The organism is Pseudomonas sp. MWU349 (assembly GCF_017947325.1).
In the GTDB taxonomy this organism is placed as follows: domain Bacteria; phylum Pseudomonadota; class Gammaproteobacteria; order Pseudomonadales; family Pseudomonadaceae; genus Aquipseudomonas; species Aquipseudomonas protegens.
On sequence record NZ_JAFEVP010000001.1, the window covers coordinates 447,871 to 468,449 of the forward strand.

At 65.5% G+C, this 20,579-nt stretch carries 18 protein-coding genes; 10 read left to right on the forward strand and 8 right to left on the reverse strand.

The annotated features are described in order from the left end of the window. Window positions 1–154: 154 nt before the first annotated feature. The 7 genes from KCG88_RS01975 (at window position 155) to KCG88_RS02005 (ending at window position 7,886) form a co-directional block, all read left to right on the forward strand. A complete protein-coding gene (locus tag KCG88_RS01975; RefSeq protein WP_144417774.1) occupies window positions 155–814 on the forward strand; it encodes a CsgG/HfaB family protein in 660 nt (219 codons plus the stop codon). Window positions 815–842: 28 nt separating this feature from the next. Continuing rightward, window positions 843–1,214 carry a DUF4810 domain-containing protein gene (locus KCG88_RS01980; protein ID WP_016965581.1) on the forward strand — a complete coding sequence of 124 codons (372 nt, stop codon included), beginning with the start codon at window positions 843–845 and terminating at the stop codon, window positions 1,212–1,214. Then, window positions 1,211–1,870 carry a DUF799 domain-containing protein gene (locus tag KCG88_RS01985; RefSeq protein WP_047287760.1) on the forward strand — a complete coding sequence of 220 codons (660 nt, stop codon included), beginning with the start codon at window positions 1,211–1,213 and terminating at the stop codon, window positions 1,868–1,870. Before KCG88_RS01980 ends, KCG88_RS01985 begins: the two co-directional genes overlap by 4 nt. A gap of 251 nt (window positions 1,871–2,121) precedes the next feature. Then, a complete protein-coding gene (locus tag KCG88_RS01990; protein ID WP_210711611.1) occupies window positions 2,122–4,233 on the forward strand; it encodes a PAS domain-containing hybrid sensor histidine kinase/response regulator in 2,112 nt (703 codons plus the stop codon). 209 nt (window positions 4,234–4,442) lie between these two features. Further along, window positions 4,443–4,709 (forward strand): DUF1652 domain-containing protein, encoded by a 267-nt coding sequence (locus KCG88_RS01995; protein ID WP_011061967.1) that lies wholly within the window; start codon window positions 4,443–4,445, stop codon window positions 4,707–4,709. A gap of 141 nt (window positions 4,710–4,850) precedes the next feature. Next, the gene (locus tag KCG88_RS02000; protein WP_210711612.1) at window positions 4,851–7,517 is read left to right on the forward strand and encodes an excinuclease ABC subunit UvrA; all 2,667 of its coding nucleotides are present in this window, start codon (window positions 4,851–4,853) and stop codon (window positions 7,515–7,517) included. A gap of 135 nt (window positions 7,518–7,652) precedes the next feature. Further along, window positions 7,653–7,886, forward strand: coding sequence for a DUF465 domain-containing protein (locus KCG88_RS02005; protein ID WP_015636110.1), 234 nt, complete (start codon window positions 7,653–7,655; stop codon window positions 7,884–7,886). Between the two features lie 130 nt (window positions 7,887–8,016). Here the strand turns inward: KCG88_RS02005 and KCG88_RS02010 are convergent, their stop codons facing one another. Further along, a complete protein-coding gene (locus tag KCG88_RS02010; RefSeq protein ID WP_210711613.1) occupies window positions 8,017–9,120 on the reverse strand; it encodes an SMP-30/gluconolactonase/LRE family protein in 1,104 nt (367 codons plus the stop codon). Window positions 9,121–9,145: 25 nt separating this feature from the next. Continuing rightward, window positions 9,146–10,321: an SRPBCC family protein gene (locus KCG88_RS02015; protein ID WP_210711614.1), complete on the reverse strand. Its 1,176-nt coding sequence runs from the start codon at window positions 10,319–10,321 to the stop codon at window positions 9,146–9,148. A gap of 330 nt (window positions 10,322–10,651) precedes the next feature. Between KCG88_RS02015 and KCG88_RS02020 the strand changes: the two genes are divergently transcribed. Together KCG88_RS02020 and KCG88_RS02025 are read left to right on the forward strand one after the other, a co-directional pair. Next, entirely contained in the window at window positions 10,652–11,563 is a 912-nt protein-coding gene (locus KCG88_RS02020) for a LysR substrate-binding domain-containing protein (RefSeq protein WP_047337198.1), read from the forward strand. Window positions 11,564–11,846: 283 nt separating this feature from the next. Beyond that, window positions 11,847–12,992 carry an EAL domain-containing protein gene (locus KCG88_RS02025; RefSeq protein ID WP_210711615.1) on the forward strand — a complete coding sequence of 382 codons (1,146 nt, stop codon included), beginning with the start codon at window positions 11,847–11,849 and terminating at the stop codon, window positions 12,990–12,992. 12 nt (window positions 12,993–13,004) lie between these two features. Here the strand turns inward: KCG88_RS02025 and KCG88_RS02030 are convergent, their stop codons facing one another. Then, on the reverse strand, window positions 13,005–13,478 hold the full coding sequence (locus KCG88_RS02030; protein WP_015636104.1) for a hypothetical protein: 474 nt from the start codon (window positions 13,476–13,478) through the stop codon (window positions 13,005–13,007). Window positions 13,479–13,678: 200 nt separating this feature from the next. Here KCG88_RS02030 and KCG88_RS02035 point away from each other — a divergent pair, with 200 nt between their 5' ends. Further along, the gene (locus KCG88_RS02035; protein ID WP_047287741.1) at window positions 13,679–14,581 is read left to right on the forward strand and encodes a LysR family transcriptional regulator; all 903 of its coding nucleotides are present in this window, start codon (window positions 13,679–13,681) and stop codon (window positions 14,579–14,581) included. 94 nt (window positions 14,582–14,675) lie between these two features. Here KCG88_RS02035 and KCG88_RS02040 read toward each other — a convergent pair whose 3' ends face one another. The 5 genes from KCG88_RS02040 to KCG88_RS02060 form a co-directional block, all read right to left on the reverse strand. After that, a complete protein-coding gene (locus KCG88_RS02040; RefSeq protein WP_210711616.1) occupies window positions 14,676–16,034 on the reverse strand; it encodes an OprD family outer membrane porin in 1,359 nt (452 codons plus the stop codon). A gap of 116 nt (window positions 16,035–16,150) precedes the next feature. Beyond that, complete coding sequence (locus tag KCG88_RS02045) at window positions 16,151–17,500, reverse strand: citrate-proton symporter (protein ID WP_210711617.1); 1,350 nt, start codon at window positions 17,498–17,500, stop codon at window positions 16,151–16,153. 87 nt (window positions 17,501–17,587) lie between these two features. Continuing rightward, window positions 17,588–18,982 carry an amidase gene (locus KCG88_RS02050; RefSeq protein ID WP_210711618.1) on the reverse strand — a complete coding sequence of 465 codons (1,395 nt, stop codon included), beginning with the start codon at window positions 18,980–18,982 and terminating at the stop codon, window positions 17,588–17,590. A 586-nt stretch (window positions 18,983–19,568) separates the two neighbouring features. Next, a complete protein-coding gene (locus tag KCG88_RS02055; protein ID WP_210711619.1) occupies window positions 19,569–19,838 on the reverse strand; it encodes a hypothetical protein in 270 nt (89 codons plus the stop codon). A 349-nt stretch (window positions 19,839–20,187) separates the two neighbouring features. Next, window positions 20,188–20,460 (reverse strand): hypothetical protein, encoded by a 273-nt coding sequence (locus KCG88_RS02060; protein ID WP_246882536.1) that lies wholly within the window; start codon window positions 20,458–20,460, stop codon window positions 20,188–20,190. Between the last annotated feature and the right edge of the window lie 119 nt (window positions 20,461–20,579).

The window sequence follows — 20,579 nt, forward strand, 5'->3', positions numbered from 1 at the left end:
GCCCCCTGCATCAAGTTTCAGAACGCTCAGCCAACGACTTTCGAGCCCGCACAGACTGGGGCCGCAGACGTGCGGCAGGGCGCAAGTGCATCTAGACAGTGCACCCAAATGGATACTCAAAAAGGAATATAGAGTGAGAGTGATCTCGACATTGATGTTGTCCGCTGCAGCACTGGCGGTGCTGGCGGGCATAAGCGGTTGTGCCACCGAAAGCTCCCGGGCCTTGCCGGTGGAAAAGGTCCAGAGCGCCAGTCAGGTGTGGACCGGGGCCCGAGTGCCGATGGCGGTGGGCAAGTTCGACAACCGCTCCAGCTACATGCGCGGAATCTTCTCCGACGGCGTCGACCGCCTCGGCGGCCAGGCCAAGACCATCCTCATCACCCACTTGCAGCAGACCAACCGTTTCAACGTGCTGGACCGCGACAATATGGGCGAGATCCAGCAGGAAGCGGCGATCAAGGGCCAGGCGCAGAAGCTCAAGGGCGCGGATTTCGTGGTCACCGGCGACGTCACCGAGTTCGGTCGCAAGGAAACCGGCGACCATCAGCTGTTCGGCATTCTCGGTCGCGGCAAGACCCAGGTGGCCTACGCCAAGGTGGCGCTGAACATCGTCAATATCAGCACCTCCGAAGTGGTCTATTCGACCCAGGGCGCCGGCGAGTACGCGCTGTCCAACCGTGAAGTGATCGGCTTCGGCGGCACCGCTTCCTACGATTCGACCCTCAACGGCAAGGTGTTGGACCTGGCCATGCGCGAGGCGGTCAACCGCATGGTCGAAGCCATCGATACCGGGGCCTGGAAACCCGGCCGCTGATCAACACTGCTGACAGGGAGAAGTAAGCATGTTCAAGACAATCACCGCGCGGCCACTGCTGGCCGGCGCTTTGCTGGGTTGCGTGTTGCTGGCCGGTTGCAGCGGGCCGAAGACGCTGTACCAGTGGGAAACCTACCAGGCCCAGACCTACGAATACTTCAAGGGCGAGGAAGCCCGCGAGGCCCAGGTCGAGGCGCTGGAGCGCGACCTGCAGAAGATCAAGTCCACTGGCAAGGCCGTGCCGCCGGGTTACCACGCACACCTGGGCATGCTCTATGCGGGCCTGGGCAAGGATGACCAGATGGTGCAGCAGTTCAATACCGAGAAGGCGCTGTTCCCCGAGTCCGCCTCGTACATGGACTTTCTGTTGAAGAACGCCAAGCAGGGAGCCGCCCAATGAACTTCACCCCCTTGCGCAACCTCCTGGGCCTGTTGAGCATCAGCCTGCTGGTGGGCTGCGCCGCGCCCAAGACCGTGGACTATTCGGCCTACAAGCAGGCCCGGCCAAAGTCGATCCTGGTGCTGCCGCCGCTCAATGAGTCGCCGGACGTCAAGGCCACCTACAGCATGCTGTCCCAGGTGACCTTTCCCCTGGCCGAAGCCGGTTACTACGTGATGCCGATTGCCGTGGTGGATGAAACCTTCCGCCACAACGGCCTGACCAACCCGGCGGACATCCATGGCCTGGCGCCGGCCAAGCTCAACGAGATCTTCGGCGCCGATGCCGGCCTGTACATCACGGTCAAGGAATACGGCACCAGCTATATGCTGATCAGCAGTGCCACCGTGGTCACCGCCAGCGCCACCCTGGTGGACCTGAAGACCGGCACCACGTTGTGGACCGGCAGCGCTCGAGCCTCCAGTGAGGAAGGCAACAACGGCAACAACGGTGGCCTGGTGGGCATGCTGATCACCGCTGCGGTGAAACAGATCATCAACACCAGCACAGACGCTGGCCATCCGATTGCCGGCATCACCAGCCAGCGCCTGCTGTCGGCCGGGCAACGCACCGGCTTGCTGTACGGTCCGCGTTCACCGAAATACGGCACCGACTGAGGGGCAGGGAGCGGGCAATCCGCTCTTTTTCAGGCGGCGCCGGTCGGCGTCCGCCTGGAACCCGGGCCATCGCCTATTCTGTCTTTTCAGTCGCGCAAAGGGCGCTGCACGGCGGCATGGCCGACCAGTGGCGAAGCCGATGCCGGCCCCCTGGTGAAACCATCCGCGTGCGTCGTGCTCAAAGGCTCTGGAGGCTGCGTCGCGGCTTCTTGAAAACCCACGCTGTGCCACGTTTTTCGTAGAGTCCGTTCATGCCGTTCTTATCTGATCATCACGGGTGCCAGGGGTGGAAGGGCGAGATGGCCGAGCGCATCCGCGCGTTCGACTGGTCCGCCACCAGCCTCGGGGCGTTGCAACACTGGAGCCACAGCCTGTGCAGCACGGTGCAACTGATGCTCGGTTCGCCGCTGCCGATGGTGATGCTCTGGGGGCCCCTGGGCTACATGATCTACAACGATGCCTATGCCGAATTCGCCGGCGGCCGCCATCCCTACCTGCTGGGCTGCGCCGTGGAGATGGGCTGGCCGGAGGTCGCCGAGTTCAACCGTGGTGTGATGAACACCTGCCTCAGCGGCGGCACCCTGTCCTATCACAACAAGGAACTGGTGCTGCTGCGCAACGGGGTGCCGGAAGACGTCTGGATGGACCTCTACTACAGCCCGGTGGCCGGGGACGACCAGGCTCCGGCCGGGGTCATCGCTATCGTCGTGGAAACCACCGCCCATGTGATTTCCGAGCGCCGCCGCCAGGCCGCCGAGGCCGCCTACCGGGCAGAGAACGAGCGGGTTCAGCTGGCACTGAATGCCGGGGCGCTGCTGGGCTCCTTCGTCTGGGACGTCCAGGCCGACGTGCTGTCTTGCGACGAGCGTTTTGCCCGGACCTTTTCCTACCCGGCCGACCAGCCCCTGGACAACCTGCCGATCGATATCACCGAAAGCCGCATCCACCCCGACGATCTGCCGCGCATCAAGGAGCTGACCCAGTACAGCGTCACCCAGGGCGGGCCCTACAACGCCGAATACCGGGTGCGCCGCGAGGACGGCAGCTACACCTGGGTGCTGGCCTGCGGCCGTTGCGAGTTCGACGAGTCGGGCCAGGCCTTGCGCTTCCCCGGGGTGCTGATCGATATCCAGGAGCGCAAGATCGCCGAGGAAGCCCTGCGCCAACTGACCCGCAACCTGGAGCAGCGGGTGCTGGAGGAGGTCAACGCGCGGCTCAGCGCCGAGGAGCAACTGCGCCAGGTTCAGAAACTCGAAGCCATTGGCGGCCTGACCGGCGGCGTGGCCCATGATTTCAACAACCTGCTGCAGGTGATCGCCGGCAACTTGCACCTGCTGGCCCGCCACGAAGCGGGCAATGCCAATGTGCAGCGGCGTACGGCCGCCGCGCTGACGGCGGTGGAGCGCGGCGCCAAGTTGTCGAACCAGCTGCTGGCCTTTGCCCGGCGCCAGCCGCTGTCACCGGCCAGCTATAACCCGCGGCACCTGTACGAGGGCCTGGGGGAGTTGCTGCAGCGGGCCCTGGGCGAAACCATTTGCCTCGACGTGCAATTGCCCGACGAGCCCTGGTGCATTCATGTGGATCGCAACCAGCTGGAAAACGCCGTGCTCAACCTGGCGATCAATGCCCGGGATGCCCTGAGGGGCGAGGGGCGGATCCTCATCAGCGCCGAGAACCAGGTGCTGGACTCGCGCTTCTGCGCCGGCAAGGGCATCGCTGCCGGCGAGTACCTGTGCCTGAGTGTGGCCGACGATGGTCCAGGCATGCCCGCCGAGGTGCTCAAGCAGGCCTTCGAACCCTTCTTTACCACCAAGGCCGACGGCCATGGCACGGGCCTGGGCTTGAGCATGGTGTTCGGTTTCGTCAAGCAGAGCGGCGGCCATATCGAGATCTTCAGCAGCCCGGGGCAGGGCACCCGGGTGCAGATGTACTTTGCCCGCAGTCCCGAGCCTTCGCAGCAGCAGGCGCCGCGCACGGGTGAGCGGGCGGCCGGTGGCGAGGAAAGCATCCTGGTGGTGGAGGACAACGCCGAGGTGCGCAGCGCCGCGGTGGAGATGCTCGAACACGAGGGCTACCGGGTGTGCACCGCGAGCAATGGTGATGCTGCCATGCAACTGCTGCTGGACGGGCTCAAGGTCGATCTGATCTTCACCGACGTGGTAATGCCCGGGCTGATCAAGAGCACGGACCTGGCCACCTGGGCCAAGACCCAGGCACCGCCGATCGCGGTGCTGTTCACCTCGGGACACACCCGCGACATGATTTCGCGCAACCACCAGCTCAGCCCCGACACCCACCTGCTGAGCAAGCCCTACGGGCCTGCAGACCTGAGTGCCATGGTGCGTTCGGTGCTGGAGGCCTGAGCGGCGCCTGGCGCCAAGTGTGAAGCAGCGCATAAAAATCCCCAGGGGCCGACGACAAACTGGCGTCAAACTTCTACGCTGTATGAAATTGAATGAACTTGTACGATTTTTCTGCTGACCAAGGACAGGGGCATCGACCGCCTGATCCCATAACAACAAACGTCGTCTTGCGCGGTTTTTCTTCTCAACCCTTTTTTGGACGCTCCGCCGTGATCTCCACCCTTGAACTGCGCAGAATCGTTGAAACCAGCTTCCTGCCCCTGCATTGCCAGTGCACCGTCGGCCACGACGGGGCCATGACTGTGCGCATCTGCGACCCCGCCAGCGGGCGCGTCGACCTGTTGGTCACCGGCATCGCCACCCGCGGCCTGACCAGCTCCCGGGCGTTGTCGGAGCTGATTGCCGAGTTGCGCTACGACCTCCAGCACACCCGCCTGAGCACCGAGCAGCAAGCCCGCCGCCAGCACGGTCGCTGAAGCGCCAGGGAACATTGCGCCGGGGGCGAGGCTCGAACCCCGGGTACGCGCGTCGATCTTCCACGGGGCTTGCCCCGGGCCTCGGACCTTGTGTGATGATCGCGCTTCGACTGTTCGCGGTTCTCGACATAAGGCTGGTTCATGACTGCTTCCCGTAGCCCCTCCGATACTTCCCAGGCGAGCCCTTCGTCCTTTCCAGCCAGCGGTTTTGTCCGGGTGCGCGGCGCCCGCGAGCACAACCTGAAGAATGTCGACGTGGACATTCCCCGGGATGCGCTGGTGGTGTTCAGTGGGGTGTCGGGCTCGGGCAAGTCGTCCCTGGCGTTTTCCACCCTGTATGCCGAGGCCCAGCGTCGCTACTTCGAATCGGTGGCGCCCTATGCCCGGCGCCTGATCGACCAGGTGGGGGTGCCGGATGTCGACCGCATCGACGGCCTGCCACCGGCGGTGGCCCTGCAACAGCAGCGCGGCACTCCCAGCACACGCTCTTCGGTGGGCAGCGTGACCACCTTGTCGAGCCTGGTGCGCATGCTCTATTCCCGCGCCGGCAGCTACCCGCCGGGGCAGCCGATGCTGTATGCCGAGGACTTTTCGCCCAACACGCCCCAGGGCGCCTGCCCGGAATGCCATGGCTTGGGGCGGGTCTATGAGGTCGACGAAGCGAGCATGGTTCCCGACCCTTCGCTGACCATCCGCCAGCGCGCCGTGGCCTCCTGGCCCCTGGCCTGGCAGGGACAGAACCTGCGGGACATCCTGGTGACCCTGGGCTACGACGTCGACATCCCCTGGCAGCAACTGCCGAAACAACAGCGTGACTGGATCCTCTTCACCGAAGAAACCCCCACAGTGCCGGTGTACGCCGGGCTGACCCCGGAACAGACCCGCCAAGCCCTCAAGCGCAAGCAGGAACCCAGCTACATGGGCACCTTCAGCGGCGCCCGGCGCTATGTGCTGCACACCTTCACCCACACCCAGAGCGCGCTGATGAAAAAGCGTGTGTCGCAGTTCATGCGCGGCAGCCCATGCCCGCTGTGCGAGGGCAAGCGGCTCAAGCGCGAGGCCCTGGCGGTGACCTTTGCCGGGCTGGATATCGGCGAGCTGGCGCGCCTGCCGCTGCTGCAACTGGCCGAGGTGCTGCGGCCGGTGGCGGCGGCGGATTACCCGGAGCAGGCGCCCGCCGATGATCAGGTGCTGAGCCACGCCCAGACCCGTGCCGCGCGTCGGCAGCGCCATGCCCAGGGCGCCCCGGAGCATCGCGGCGCGCCGGATGTGCGGCATACGCCGAACCTGTCCCTGGAAAAGCGTCTGGCCGCCCAGCGCATCGCCCAGGACCTGCTGGAGCGGGTCAGCACCCTGACCGACCTCGGGCTGGGCTACCTGGCCCTGGAGCGCAGCACGCCGAGCCTGTCTTCCGGTGAATTGCAGCGCCTGCGCCTGGCGACCCAGCTGGGTTCGCAGCTGTTCGGGGTGATCTATGTGCTGGACGAGCCCTCGGCGGGCCTGCACCCGGCAGATGCCGAGGCGCTGTTCGAGGCCTTGCAGCGGCTCAAGGCTGCCGGCAATTCACTGTTCGTGGTGGAGCACGATGTGCAGACCATGCGCCGTGCCGACTGGCTGGTGGACGTGGGCCCGGCGGCGGGAGAGCGTGGCGGCCAGGTGCTGTACAGCGGCCCGCCGGCCGGCTTGGCCGAGGTGGCGCAGTCCCAGACCCGGGCCTACCTGTTTCCCGAGCAGGCCCCGGCCCGGCGTACCCCGCGCCCGCCCCGGGGCTGGCTGCGGCTGGAAGGTATCAGCCGCAACAACCTCAAAGCGCTGGACGCCGAGTTTCCCCTGGGCTGCTTTACCGCGGTGACCGGGGTTTCCGGCTCCGGCAAGTCGAGCCTGGTGAGCCAGGCCCTGCTGGAGCTGGTGGGCGCTCACCTGGGCAAGGCTTCGGCCAGCGATGAGGCGCCGGAGCTGGACCTGGCGGACGACGCACCGGTCAGCAGCGGCGGGCGGGTGGTGGCCGGCATGGAGCAGATCAAGCGCCTGGTGCAGGTGGACCAGAAACCCATCGGCCGCACCCCGCGTTCCAATCTCGCGACCTACACCGGGCTGTTCGATCAGGTGCGCAAGCTGTTCGCCGCCACCGACGAGGCCCGGGAGCGGGGCTTCGACGCCGGGCAGTTTTCCTTCAACGTGGCCAAGGGCCGTTGCCCGGCCTGCGAGGGCGAGGGCTTTGTCAGCGTCGAGCTGCTGTTCATGCCCAGTGTGTTCGCCCCGTGCCCGACCTGCCATGGCGCGCGCTACAACCCCCAGACCCTGGCCGTGACCTGGCAGGGCCTGAACATCGCCCAGGTGCTGCAATTGAGTGTCGAGCAGGCCTTGCCGGTGTTTGCCGAACAACCGGGCATCCGCCGCGCTCTGGAAGTGCTGCGCGACATCGGCCTGGACTACCTGCGCCTGGGCCAGCCGGCCACCGAGCTGTCCGGCGGTGAGGCGCAGCGCATCAAACTGGCCACCGAGCTGCAGCGCACTGCCCGGGGCGCCACCCTGTACGTGCTGGACGAGCCCACCACCGGCCTGCACCCACGGGATGTGGACCGTCTGCTGGAGCAACTGGACAAACTGGTGGCGGCCGGGCACAGCCTGGTGGTGGTGGAGCACGAAATGCGCGTGGTGGCCCAGGCCGACTGGGTGATCGACATCGGTCCAGGTGCCGGTGACCAGGGCGGCACCCTGGTGGCCTGCGGCACCCCGCACCAGGTGGCAAAGCAGCGCACTAGCAGCACCGCGCCCTTTCTTGCCCAAGCCCTGGGCGGACGTTGATCCAGGGCAAAAGTGGCGACGAACGGTTACCGCTGGTCTGATTGGCGGTCGACAGACCCGGTCCGGCGAGGCCATTCTGATAACCGGCGGGGGCGTGATGACGCCCTTGCTGCCGATCAACCACGGAGGTGTTCCATGCCGGTGACCCACGACCTTTACCAGGACCTGAGCTGCAGTAAAGAAGACATTCAGCAGCGTCGGGCCAGTGACCCCCACCTGAATGCGCTGTTCGACAAATACACCAGCATCGACGATCAGGTGCTCAAGGCCGAAGCTGCCGCTGCCGCAGACGACGAACTGAAGAAACTCAAGGAAAAACGCCTGCTGATCAAGGATGAGATCGCCGGGAAACTCACCGCCGGTTCCTGACCCCCCTGTAACACAGACGCTCGCAGTAGCAAGGAGCTTGTTGTGGCGAGGGAGCTTGCTCCCGCTGGGCGGCATAGCCGCCCAGACGCCCGCCGGGCTGTCCCCATCCCAAGTTGCAACGCACCTACCCTCAAGGCGCCAGCGCCTCCTTCAACGACAACCGGGCCATGTGCCTGGCCGTCAGCGACCCCAGGTACAAGGCATCGCCATATTCGCGCACCGTGGTGATCGGCGAGTAGTTGCCGCTGCTGCCATCCTGCAGGTTGGCGATCACCCGGCCCTGGGTATCCAGGCCCAGCACGAAGCCGCGCTTCTCCACCGGCTTGGGCAATACCGTCATCGCCCGCACCAGCATCTTGCGCACGAAGGGGTAGGGCGCGGTGGCGTCGAGCAACGGGTTGCGCGGTGCGTACAGGGCCACCCAGAAACGCTCGGTGCCATTGAAGCTCAGGTTGTCCGGCAGCCCCGGCAGGTTGTCGATGAACAGGTCGTGGCTGCCGGCCTTGTCACCCTTGAGCCAGTAGCGGCTGATGCGGTAGGCGCCGGTTTCATTGACCAGCACATAGGCCTCGTCCGGCCCCAGGGCAATGCCGTTGGCGAACTCCAGGCGGTCCAGCAGCACCTCGGTGGTGCCGCTCTGGAAGTCGTAGCGCAGCAGGCGGCCATCGGCGCCGTGCTCGATCACCGCTTCGCCGTCATGGCCATAGCCCCAGCGGCTGGTGGCGTCGCTGAAGTAGGCGTAGCGCCCTGCGGCATCGACCGCCACATCGTCGGTAAAGCCGAACTTCAGGCCCTTGGCCTCGGTACTCAGGGTCTGCAACTGGCCCTGGCTGTCCAGGGCCAGCAGGCCCTTGATGGCATCGGCGATGATCAGGCGCCCGTCCGGGTGCCGGGCCAGGCCCAGGGGCCGGCCGCCGGTATTGACCAGCACCTTGAGCGCACTACCGTCGAGGCTGCTCTGGATCACCCGGCCGTCATGCAGGCCGCTGAGCAGTTGTTCGTGTTCCAGCAGCAGGGCTTCGGGGCCGTCGATGTCCCGGGCGCCCACCGGCTGCACGGCCTTAAGCTTGTGGTTCTCGGCAAACGGCCCCTGGCTCAGGGACGGCGCCGGCGCCGGGTTCCAGGCCACCGGCTGGACCCTGGTCGGCATCAACAGCAGGAAGGCCAGGACGGCCAGCAGCACCAGCAGGACAATCCGCAGGCCGCTGAAGCGGCGGGGGGCAATCTGATTCATGCAATGACTCCTGTCGGGGGCGGCCTCAGGACGGGCGACCGGGGGCCTCGGTGGCGGGCAGCGGGATAGCTTGCTGGGCCATCTTGCACAATGCCAGCAATGAGGCGGCGGATTCCCGTTCTATCCGTCGCTTGAATAACAGCTGATTGCCCAGGCGCATCAGCAGGTTGTCAAAGCCGTACTCCAGGGTCCGCACGAAGCGCGTGCGCTGCGCCCCCAGGGGCTGGCATTCGTAGGTCACCTGCAGGTGCAGGCCGTGATCGCCCCGGGCACTGGCGCGCCAGCGGTGCCCCGGCAAGTACTCCTCGACCTTCCAGCTCAGGTGGCCGCTGCGCCCGCCGGCATGGATGTCTTCCTCGAAGCCTTGCCCGGCGAACAGCGGGCCTTCGTCGCCCTCGACCTTGAGCGAGGAGGGGTGCCACTGTGGCCAGAGCCGCGAGCTGGCGGCATAGGCCAGGGTGCTGGCGGCGCTGCGGGGGATGTCGACCTGGTGCTGCATGCGGGTCATGGGCGAGGCCTCGTCAGGGGCGGAAGTGACGGCTGGCGGCTCTTGCGGTTGCCAGTACAGGGTACCGAACAGCCAGTCCATCAGCGGCAGGACAATATTGAAGTTGCGCTCCTGCATCAGCTCGCGGCGGTGATGCAGTTCGTGCAGGCGGCGCATCTGCCGCACCCAGGGCAGGCGCGCCAGGGGGTGGTTGGCGGGCAGGTGCTCGCAGGCATGGAACACCTCGTAGGCCAGGTAGCCGAGCAGGGTGCAACTGGCGAACAGCGCCGCCACGTTGCCATTCCACAGGCGCAGCAGCGCCCACAGGGGCAGGGCGAAGAGCAGGCTGTGCACCACGATCAGCCAGGCCGGAAACAGAATCACCCGCCAGTCCCGGTAGCCTTCGTAGGCCATCAGCCCGGGGGCGAAGAAGCTGTGGTGGTCGCCGGTATGGCGGGCATAGAACATCCGCGCCAAGCGCTGCTTGTGATGCCCCAGCCAGCGGTGCACCACGTAGATGCACAGGTTGAAGAACAGCAGCGCCACCGGCACCGCCAGCCATTCCAGAGGCTGCACCTGGCTCAGGGTGCTGCATAGCAGGCCGATGCACAGCAGGCCATAGACCAGGACAAAGCCGCCATGCAGCCAGGGGTTGTAGCGCGGACTGACCGCCGCTCGGTATTGCTGACGAAAGTGCTGGGTGGTTTCTCGCACGGCCCGATTCCCGTTGTTGTTTTTATGGGCTGCAGCGTAGCCGGCGGGTAATTATCCAGCCAATGGATAGTGGGAATGAGGATTATTCATCAGGCTGAAAATGCCTTTGCCTGATAGCTCCGGCTCAGCACCAGCACTTGGCCGCAGGTGCCTGTTGGTGATTGAGCCAGCAGGGCGCTCGCGCTGAGGCCTGCCGCTTTTTACGTTGCCCCTGGACAACAGGTGCGTGGCGGTGAGCTTCTGCCCAGTTGTTCCCCCGGGCCGTTATTGACAGCCGGGGCTGGCGCCGCGAATTATCCAGCCCCTGGATAATTTCGATGGGCATTATTCATGAAGCTCAATGTGCAGCGCCTGGACCTCAACCTGTTACGGGTGTTCGACGCCTTGATGCAGGAGCAGAACCTGTCCCGGGCCGCGGTACGCCTGAACCTCAGCCAACCGGCGGTGAGCAACGCCCTGGCGCGCCTGCGCCGGCACCTGGACGAGCCGCTGTTCATTCGCACCGCCCGCGGCATGCAGCCCACCTCCCGGGCCCTGAGCCTGCATGTGACCGTGCGCCAGGCCCTGCACCTGTTGCAGCAGGGCCTCGATCCTGGCGCGGCGTTCGAGCCGGCGGCGGCCGATCAGCTGTTCACCTTGTCGATGAACGATTACGCCCAGGCGCGCCTGCTGCCGGCCCTGTCCCGGCGCCTGCAGCAGGTAGCGCCCGGGGTCCGGCTGGCGGTGCGCAGCGACAGTGCCGACGCCATCGCCGCCTGGCTTGGTGCCGGGATGCTCGACCTGGCGGTGGACTACCTGTATTTCGACAACCCGGACCTGTGCTACCAGCCGCTGCTTGAGGAACAACTGGTGGTGATCGGCCGTCGCGACCATCCGGCCTTTGCCCCGGAACTGAGCCTGGAGGCCTACCAGGCTTGCCAGCACGTGGCGATTCCCGACCGGGGTGGGCGCGGCTCGCCCCTGGAAATCGTTCTCGGCTCGGCCAAGGTCCAGCGCCAGGTGCAGGTGTTCGTGCCCAACTACCTGAGCATTCCGCTGATTGTTGCCCAGTCCGACCTGCTGGGCACCGTGCCACGCTACCTGGCGGAGCATTTCTGCGCTTTGCTGCCGATCCGCATCGCCAGCCTGCCGCTGCTGGCGGCGCCGGTGCAGGTCAGCCTGATCTGGCATCGCCAGCAGCAACAGGCGCCAGGCCTGCAATGGTTGCGCAGGGAGATTGCGGCCATTGCCAGTGCTCCATAGTCGCCACGCACTCCTGGTAAACGGTGCGCTGCCCAGGAGGCGCCGGGGCCTCGGCCGACCAGTTCTGGCCCTGGAAATTCTTGAGAAAATGCCAAGTCTCAGAAATTTCCTACTTCCATTGGCGAAGTGTCTTGAACTCAGTTGAGTTCAATTTGGCTAGCATGGTTTTTTATCCGGAGCCGCGGTGATGTCGACGCTGAGCGTACTGTTGTTATGTTCGAACGCTTATCGGGTTCGACATTTTTCAAGAATCCTCGCGTCTTGCGGTTTTGCTCGGGTACAAGTGATCAGCGATGACTGCGACGGGGCTTGGTTCCCGCCCGAGCTGGATGAACTGGACCTGGTGATCTGCGACTCGCTGCACTCCCTGAACGCCATCCCCTACCTGCGCAGGCTCTGCGAGCACTACGGCTTCTTCTCGATGATGGAATGCGAGGCGCTGCAAGCGCCGATCCGTTGGGGGCTGGCGAATTTTCGTGTGCGCTCCGGCAAATACCGGCTGGGCAGCTACGACGAACTGGATACGCTGCAGATCGGTGGCTTGCTGCTCAAGGCGCTGGCCATCAAGCGTACGGTGAAAGGCCATGCACGTGACGATGCTCCAGGGGCGGCGGGAGCTGGTTGCGCCAACAACGACTGGGTGGCCGAACTGGATGTTTCCCAGGCCCTGGAACAGCGGCAGATTGTGGCTTTTTTCCAGCCCCAGGTCTGCATGAAGACCCGGCGCATTACCGGCGCCGAAGTCCTGGCCCGTTGGCAGCATCCTCACAAGGGGGTGCTGGGGCCGCAGTTCTTTCTCGACCTGTTCGACAGCCCGCAGGGCCATCGCCAGTTGTTCGATTGCCTGTTGCAGCAAGGCCTGGCGCTGCAGCGGCAGTTGCAGGGCCACGCCAGCGGCGATGCCCTGATGTTCTCCTACAACATTGAGGCCAGCCAATTGAGCGATCCGCAATTCGCCCAGCAGGTGTTGCAGCAGATCGACGAGGCGCAGGTGCCCACGCGCCAGGTGACCCTGGAGATCACCGAGCGCCAGGCTCTGGTCCTGAGCATGCAGAGCATCGAGAACATCAGTGTGCTGGTGCACGGTGGCGTGCGTCTGTCCCTGGATGATTTTGGCACCGGGCATTCCTCGATCATGCGCCTGGCGGACCTTCCCTTTGGCCAGCTCAAGCTGGACTCAGGATTTGTCGCCAACGCTACGGGGCCCAAGGAAACCCGGATCATCGAGGCCATCGTGGGGATGGCCGGTGCGCTGAACCTGGAGCTGGTGGCCGAAGGCATCGAGACCGAAAAGCAACGTGCGCACCTGCAGCGCCTGGGTGTCGAGGCGGCCCAGGGCTTTCTGTTTCACAAACCGATGAATGCGGCCGCCCTGGTCCGGGTCCTGACGTTGAGCCGGCCGCCGCAGCGACAGACCAGCCAGAGCTAGGACGCAGCGCGGTCACTGCGTCTTGAGCATCACATAGGCTTCACCGCCACGACGGTCGTGCATGAGGATGAAGGTCTGCCCGTTGAGGGTGATCTTGCTCGGTACGCTCTGGGCCACCGGGGTGCTGGAGAACTTGCCGGCCACGCTGAGAAATTGCTGGGTCAGCGAGCTGTCGTTCTGGGTCGGGGTGGTGATCGCGCATTCCTTGTTGGCCTGTATCTGCACGCCCAGGCTTTGGTCCTCGTTCATGCCCATCTTGGCGAAGCCGGCATCGGTCAGGTCACTGATGCCATGGTTGCGCGCGGCGGTCTCGGCGCCGGCGAAGGACGGCGCGGACTTCAGGCAGATATCGCGAAAGGCCAGGATGCCGGCGGAAGTGATGGTGGGCTCCGGGTTGATCTCCCGGGTCACGCTGGAGCAGGCGCCAAGCAGCGCCAGGGCGGTGAGGGTTGCGGCAAGTGGTGCGGTGCGGGGCAGAGTGCTCATGGAAATCCTTGGAAGCAGACGGCAAGGGGGGCGGGGAGGGTTCTTGCCGAATGAGGCATCGGCGCCCTGGCAGGGTAGGCAGGGGCATCGTTCAGATCAATCTTTTGTGTGAAAACCGCGTGTTGAACGGCTCCGGGGCGCTGCGGCTGGCGCAGTAATTGCCTGCCTCATGGCTCAGTTCAACGAGGGGGCCCGCGGCCATGCAATTACGAGCGTTGCGTTACTTCCACGAGGTGGCCCGGTGCGCCTCCCTGCGTCAGGCGGCGGAGCGCCTGTACGTGACCCCCACCGCAGTCAGCCGGCAGATCGAGCAACTGGAGCACTTCTTCGGCACCGCGCTGATCGAGCGCGGGCCCCGGGGCATTCGCCTGACCGTGGAGGGTGAATGCCTGGCCGAGCAGGTCACCTCCACCTTGCGCGGCTTCGACCAGGTGCGCGATGTGATCGCCAGCCGGCAGAGCCAGGTAGCGGGTAACGTCAGCATCCATGTGTCGGAAAGTATCGTTTCCAGCGTGCTGGCGCCGGTGCTGGCGGCGTTCAACCGGGCCCACCCGAAAGTCACCTTCAATATCGTCATCGCCAGTGCGGGTGCCACCCTGGATGCCCTGTGCAGCGGCGAGGCCGACCTGGGTCTGGCGTTCTACCTGCCGGAACGGGCCGAAGTGGAGGTGACCGCCCACTGCCAACTGTGGCACCGGGTGCTGGTCAGCGCCGAGCACCCGTTTGCCCAGTGCCCGAGCATTCGCCTGCAGGATCTGGAGGGGCAGCCCCTGGCGATTCCCGACTCGGCCTACGGCGTGCGCCAGGCCCTGGAGGGCGCGGCGAAAAAGCGCGGAGTGAACATTCTTCCGCTATTCACCACCAGCTCCCTGGAGGTGCAGAAAAGCCTGGCCCGCCAACGTGCGGCAGTGCTGATCCTGCCCCAGGTGGATGCCGAGGCCCGGGACCTGGGGGATGGGCTGGTGGCCGTGCCGATCGACGACCAATACCTGGAGCGGATCCGGGTGGACTTGTGCGTGGTGCGTAACCGGCCTTTGTCGGTGGCGACCCTCAGGTGCCAGGAAATGCTTGTCCGCGCCATGCAACGCCATAGCCTGGCGTAGGAGCGGGCTTGCCCGCGAAAGCCTTTCCAAGAGCGCTGCACGGCTTACGGACCTCTTCGCCGGCAAGTCGGCTCCTACGGAGCAGGGGCGGTGGTCAGAACAGGTTGAACGGGAAATTCCCCACCAGGCGGAACTCGTCATAGCTGCCGTCGATCTGCCCGCCGCTGGCGCGGTGGTTGTAGACGATGGTGCGCAGCACGGCATCCTTGAGTCGCCCGGACTGCACCACATAGGCCAGCATCAGGCCGTTCTCGTCGTGCTGGGCGCCGTCCAGGCCGCGCACGTTGTAGCCGCGGTTGCGGCCGTTGCGATCGCCATCGTAGTGCGTGCCGTCGATGCCCCAGCCCTTGGCGTGCCACAGGCTGGCGCTCAACCCCGGCACGCCGTAGGCGGCAACGTCCAGGTCGTAGCGCAGCTGCCAGGACTTTTCATTGGGGCCGTTGTAGTCCGAGTACAGGGAGTTGGCCATGTAGTTGCCTGTGGACTCCCACACATAGTCGAAGTACTCGTTGCCGAACACTTGCTGCCAGGCCAGGGTCAGGCTGTGGGCCTGATGGCTGCCGGTCAGCGCCAGACTGAAGGCGTCGTTATCGATGTAGCCCAGGCGCTGCTGGCCCTGGTCTCGGGTGTGGTAGTAGTTGAACGCGGTCTTCAGCGCCAGCTGGCTTTTGTCCCCGGCGCGGTGGGTCAGGCCCAGGTAGTACTGGTCCCACATGTTCTCGAAGCGCGAAGCGTAGAGGCTGCCCTCCAGGCCCAGGCCGGGTTTGACCGTCGCCCCCAGGTAGCTGATGCGCTCGCCGCTGTAGGCGCGGTTGCCGAAGGTGGTGGTCAGGCGTTCGCTGCCGGTGCCGGTGCGCGGGATGGCCCGGTCGAAGCTGCCAGCTTGTAGCGACAGCCAGTCGCTCTCGTTGCTGTACAGGCCCACGCCCTGGAAGCTGGAGGGTAGGGCGCGGTTGTCCTTGTAGCGCAGCACCGGGTTGTCGGTCATCAGGCGCCCGGCCTTGAGCTCGGTGTTGGACAAGCGCAGGCGCACATCGCCGATGCCCAGGCGGCTCCAGGTGGGCAGGGCATCGCCGTCACTGTCCACCAGCACTCGGTCGCCGCCATTGGCCACCCGGCCGTGGCCGCGCTCCAGGTTCACTGCGCTGAACAGGCCGGCGTCCACCCCAATGCCGATCAGCCCCTGGGTATAGCCGGAGCTGTACTTGAGCATGCCGGTCTGTACCCAGGTTTCCCGCACCCGGGTGCGCTGGTTGCCGTCGGGTTTCTTGATCGTCAGGTAGGTGTCGCGTTGGGTGTGCTGGTTGGAGTAGTAGTGGCGCAGGTTGAGGTCCAGGCTGCTGCCTTCGATAAAGCCCGGGGCCTGGGCCTGCTGGCTTGGGCGCGGGTTGTCCTGGGCCAGCAGGGGGCTGCTGGCGCTCATGGCCAGGAGGCAAAGTACGAGCTGTTTCATGTCGCTTCCCCACAAATCAAAGGCGTCGAACCACCGCCCGACCGCGGTCATGCGCGGCCGGCAGGGTAGAGGAAGACGCGGTGCCGGAAAAGGGTTTTGGGCAGTGAAGCGAATGCTCAGCGGGCGCGGGCTTCTGCGAGCCGTTGGCCGGGGGTGCTGCGCCCGGGTGTTTGCGGGCGGGTTTCCTTGGCGAACCAGGCGGCGGTCAGGCACACCAGGTTGGCCACCAGCAGGTAGCCCACCGGCGACATCGGGTTGCCGGTGGTGCCGATCAGCCAGGTGATGATGATCTGCGCGGTGCCGCCGAAAGCCGCCACGCCAAAGGCGTAGACGATGGAGAAACCGGTGGAGCGTACGGCCTTGGGAAAACTCTCCACCAGCAGCACGATCAGCGCCGCGCCGCTCATGCCGTGTAGCCCGGAGAGCACCGCCAGGGTCAGCAGGAAGGTCGTCGGGCTGGGGTGTTCGGTCATCAGTTGCAAGGCTGGGAACAGCACCAGCAACAGCACCACCCGCGGCGCCATGAGGATGGTGCGGCGGCCGAAACGGTCGCAGAGCATGCCGCCGGCAATCGCGCACACCGCCATGGCCGCGCCGGCCACCAGGGTCGAGAGCATGGAGATGCTGGTGGGCAGTTTCAGTTCGGTGAGGGCGAAGGTGGTCATGTAGTTGATGAAGTACTGGGTGATGGTGCTGCCCGACAGAATCAGCAGCCCCAGCACCAGCGCCCGGCGATGCTCGCCGAACACCTGGCGCACCAGGCTGCCGGTGCTGGCTGCTTCGCCCTGGCCGTGGAAGGTCTCCGCCAGGTTGCGGCGGATGTAGATGCCGATTGGCAGCACCAGGAGGCCGAACACGAAGGGCACGCGCCAGCCCCAGCTGTTGAGGTCCTCGGGGGACAGCACCTGGGTCAGGGTGTAGCCCACGGTGCCGGCGGCCATGGCGGCCACGCCCTGGGCTACCACCTGCCAGCAGGCGTAGGTGCCGCGCTTGTGGGCTGGTGCGGCTTCGAGGATGTAGGTGGTAGCGGGGCCGGCTTCACCGCCCCAGGCCAGCCCTTGGATCAGCCGGGTGAGCACCAGCAGGATCGGTGCGGCGATGCCAATGCTTTCATAGCTGGGCAGGATGGCGATGCTGCCGGTGCCCACGGCCATCATTACCAGGGTCAACAGCATCGCCGGCTTGCGCCCGACGCGGTCGGCGTAGGCGCCGATCAGCACCGCCCCCAGGGGCCGCACGATAAAGCCGACGCCGAAGGCGGTGACCGACAGCATCAGGCTGACAAAGGCGCTGTCGGAGGGAAAGAAGGTGTGGCCGATCATCACCGCGAAGGTGGCGTAGACCCCGAAATCGAAGAACTCCACGGCATTGCCGAGGATCACCGCGAACACGCTACGCTTGCCTGCCGCCGCATTGGGCGTTTCGGGCTCGGGTGTGGCGCATGGATTGGACGCTTGGCTGTGCATACTGGCCCCTCGAATTTTTATTCATAGGTTGCCCAGGCCCCGGGCGGCGAGGCCCGGAACTGGGGTGAAGGTGGCAGTTTCGGTGTGTCAGTGAGACGGCGGATTCGGCCAGCTGTGGATCGCTCCGCGCCAGCTCTCATAGGTCTTGGCCACTTGCAGCAGCCATTGATCGGCAAAGCGCGGGGCGATCATCTGCAGGCCGATGGGCTGGCCATCGGCGGCGAAACCGCAGTTGATCGACAGCGCTGGTTGTTCGCCCATGTTCCAGGGCAGGGTGAAGACGATGTGCTCGAACGGCTGTTGCGGGTCGTTGCTGGGCGACGGCCACTGCGCGGGAAAACGGTTGACCTGGTTGGTGGGCGACAGCACCAGGTCGAACTCGCTGAACACCTGGGCGGCGCGGCGGCGCATCTCGAAGGTCTGGTTGAAGCCCTGCACCGCCTCGACCCCGGACAGCTCGGCGCCCGGCGCCGCCCAGTCGCGGATGTACGGCAGCACCTTGGCAAACTGCTCGGCGCCCAGGGCCGAGAGTTCCGCCCATTGCCGGGCGCGCCAGAAGCGGTCCAGGCCGTCCAGTTGCGCGCGGTCCATGATCGGGGCCAGGGGGCGCACCTGGGCGCCGTGGCTTTCGAACCATTTCGCGGCGCGCTCCACCGCCTCACAGACAAAGCCTTCCGGCTGCAGCCCGGCGCCAGGCTCCAGCATCAGGCCGATCTTCAAGCCGTTGACCGACACCGGCGCATCGCTCCAGTCGCCGGTCAAGGGCGGCAGGCTGGTGGCATCCCGGGCATCGGGCTTGGCCAGGTAGCGCATCATCAGCACCGTGTCCTCGACGCTGCGGGTCATGGGCCCGGCGCAGCGCCCGGTGTAATAGGGGTCGATGGGAATCCGCCCCAGGGTCGGCTTGAACCCCACCAGCCCGCACCAGGCGGCCGGCAGGCGCACCGAGCCGCCGATGTCGGTGCCGATGTGCAGCGGCCCGTAACCGGCCGCGGCGGCCGCAGCGGCGCCGGAACTGGAGCCGCCGGTATTGCAGGCAGTGTTCCAGGGATTGCGGGTAATGCCGTGGAAGCTCGACAGTCCCGAGGACAACATGCCGAAATCCGGCACCGTGGTCTTGGCCAGGAGGATCGCCCCAGCCTCACGCATCCGCGCGGCGGGCGGTGCATCCTGCAACGCCGGCTTCAAGGTGGTGGCCGCACTGCCCAGCGGAATCGGCGTGCCCTGGGTGGCGATCAGCTCCTTGATCGTCACCGGCACCCCGTCCAGCGGGCCGTTGGGGGTGCCCTTGTTCCAGCGCTCGGTGGCGGCCCGGGCCTGCTGGCGCACCTGCTCCGGATCGAAGGCGTAGAGCGCACGGATATGCGGCTCCCAGCGCCCGATATGGGCCAGCAGGTGTTCGTAATAGTCCAGGGGTGAGAGCTGGCGGCTGGCGAATTGCGCCAGCAGTTGCGAGGTGAATAGATCGTGCAGATCAGTCATCGAACGCATCCTTGTGTCGGGCGTCAGTCGGGTTGCTGATGGCCCGACTGTATCGCTTCCACCCTAGCCCAACCATCACAAAGCACGCAGCCTGGTGTTGCGTTTTTGTGAGCACTGGGGCGGCGTGTCCCTCGGCCTGTTTGAATGCGCCACCACCCAATCGAGACGTTCTGTAGGAGCGGGCTTGCCCGCGAAAGCGGCCTCAGGGTTTGCCCAAGGCTCGCGGGCCTCTTCGCCGGCAAGCCGGCTCCTACGGGATTTCGCGCGATGCCGGGATCTGCTGTAGGAGCGGGCTTGCCCGCGAAGGCGGCCTCAAGGTTTACCCAAGGCTCGCGGGCCTCTTCGCCGGCAAGCCGGCTCCTACGGGATTTCGCGCGATGCCGGGATCTGCTGTAGGAGCGAGCTTGCCCGCGAAAGCGGCCTCAAGGTTTGCCCAAGGCTCGTGGCCTCTTCGCCGGCAAGCCGGCTCCTACGGGATTTCGCGCGATGTCGGGATCTGCTGTAGGAGCGGGCTTGCCCGCGAAGGCGGCCTCAGGGTTTGCACAAGGCTGTGGGCCTCTTCGCCGGCAAGCCGGCTCCTACAGGCTTAAGGGTGCTGCGCGTGCAGCTGGCGGCCCAGTACATCCAGCACGTCACAGCCATCGCGCAGCGGAATGGCGCAGATCAGCGCCAGCTCTTGCAGCACCACGGCATCGCCGGGGATGTCGGGGCGGGCGGCGAAGTTTTCCAGCAGTTGGGTGACGGCGCGGATGCGATAGGCGGCTGCTTCGTACAGCACATCGGAAGGGGCCTGGGTATCGATCAGCAGGGAGGGAATGGTGCAGTCGTGGCCGGTGATCGGCATGTATCTGTTCATAAGTAACGCCTCGGTCGGTTGAGAGCGCCACTGGATCGTCGCCAAACGAAAGGTGGCAGCTGTACGCAGGTTGGCGAACCGGGACCGAGGAGCCGGCAGACCCAAAGGTCTCCCGCGTACAGCCGCCATATAGGCAGCGTTACGGATGCGAAAAGCCCTGCAAATAAGCACAGGGCTCTCGCACACGGTCATCGGGTCGCCAAACCCGTTCGTCATCAGGACGACCCGGGACTATAGGCATGTACCCCAAAACGGAACAAGGCACTGGCAGGACAGGACTTTCTGAGTTTGCTGTAGGACTCAGGAGCGCGAGTGTGGATCAAGCGTGCCGCAGGTTCAATGGCGGGGCTCAGTCGAAGCCGACGCTTGCGCTTTGGCGGGTTTCGCGGTCGTGCAACTGGTCGATATTGGTTTCATAGGTGCACTGGCCGCTGCAACGGTGCTCGTAGCTGATGGCCGGCTTGAACTGTAACTTGAGCTTTGGCGTGTCGCTCTCTGGCGCCGGGGCCTGGGCGGTGGCCGGCAACGGCGGTTGCGGGTAGCTCAGGTCAAGGCCGGCGGCCTGGGCCGAACAGGTGGCCATCAGGAACAGGGCCGGGAAAAACGCTTTGCAACTGAACATCATCGAATTCGCATTGCCATAAAAGGGTTGCCGATTATAACGAGCCAGTGGCGGAAAATTTAGCCGTAAGGGCTCTGGCCCGGGTGTCTCGTGGTTTTTTCGCGGCCTCAGGCCTTCGC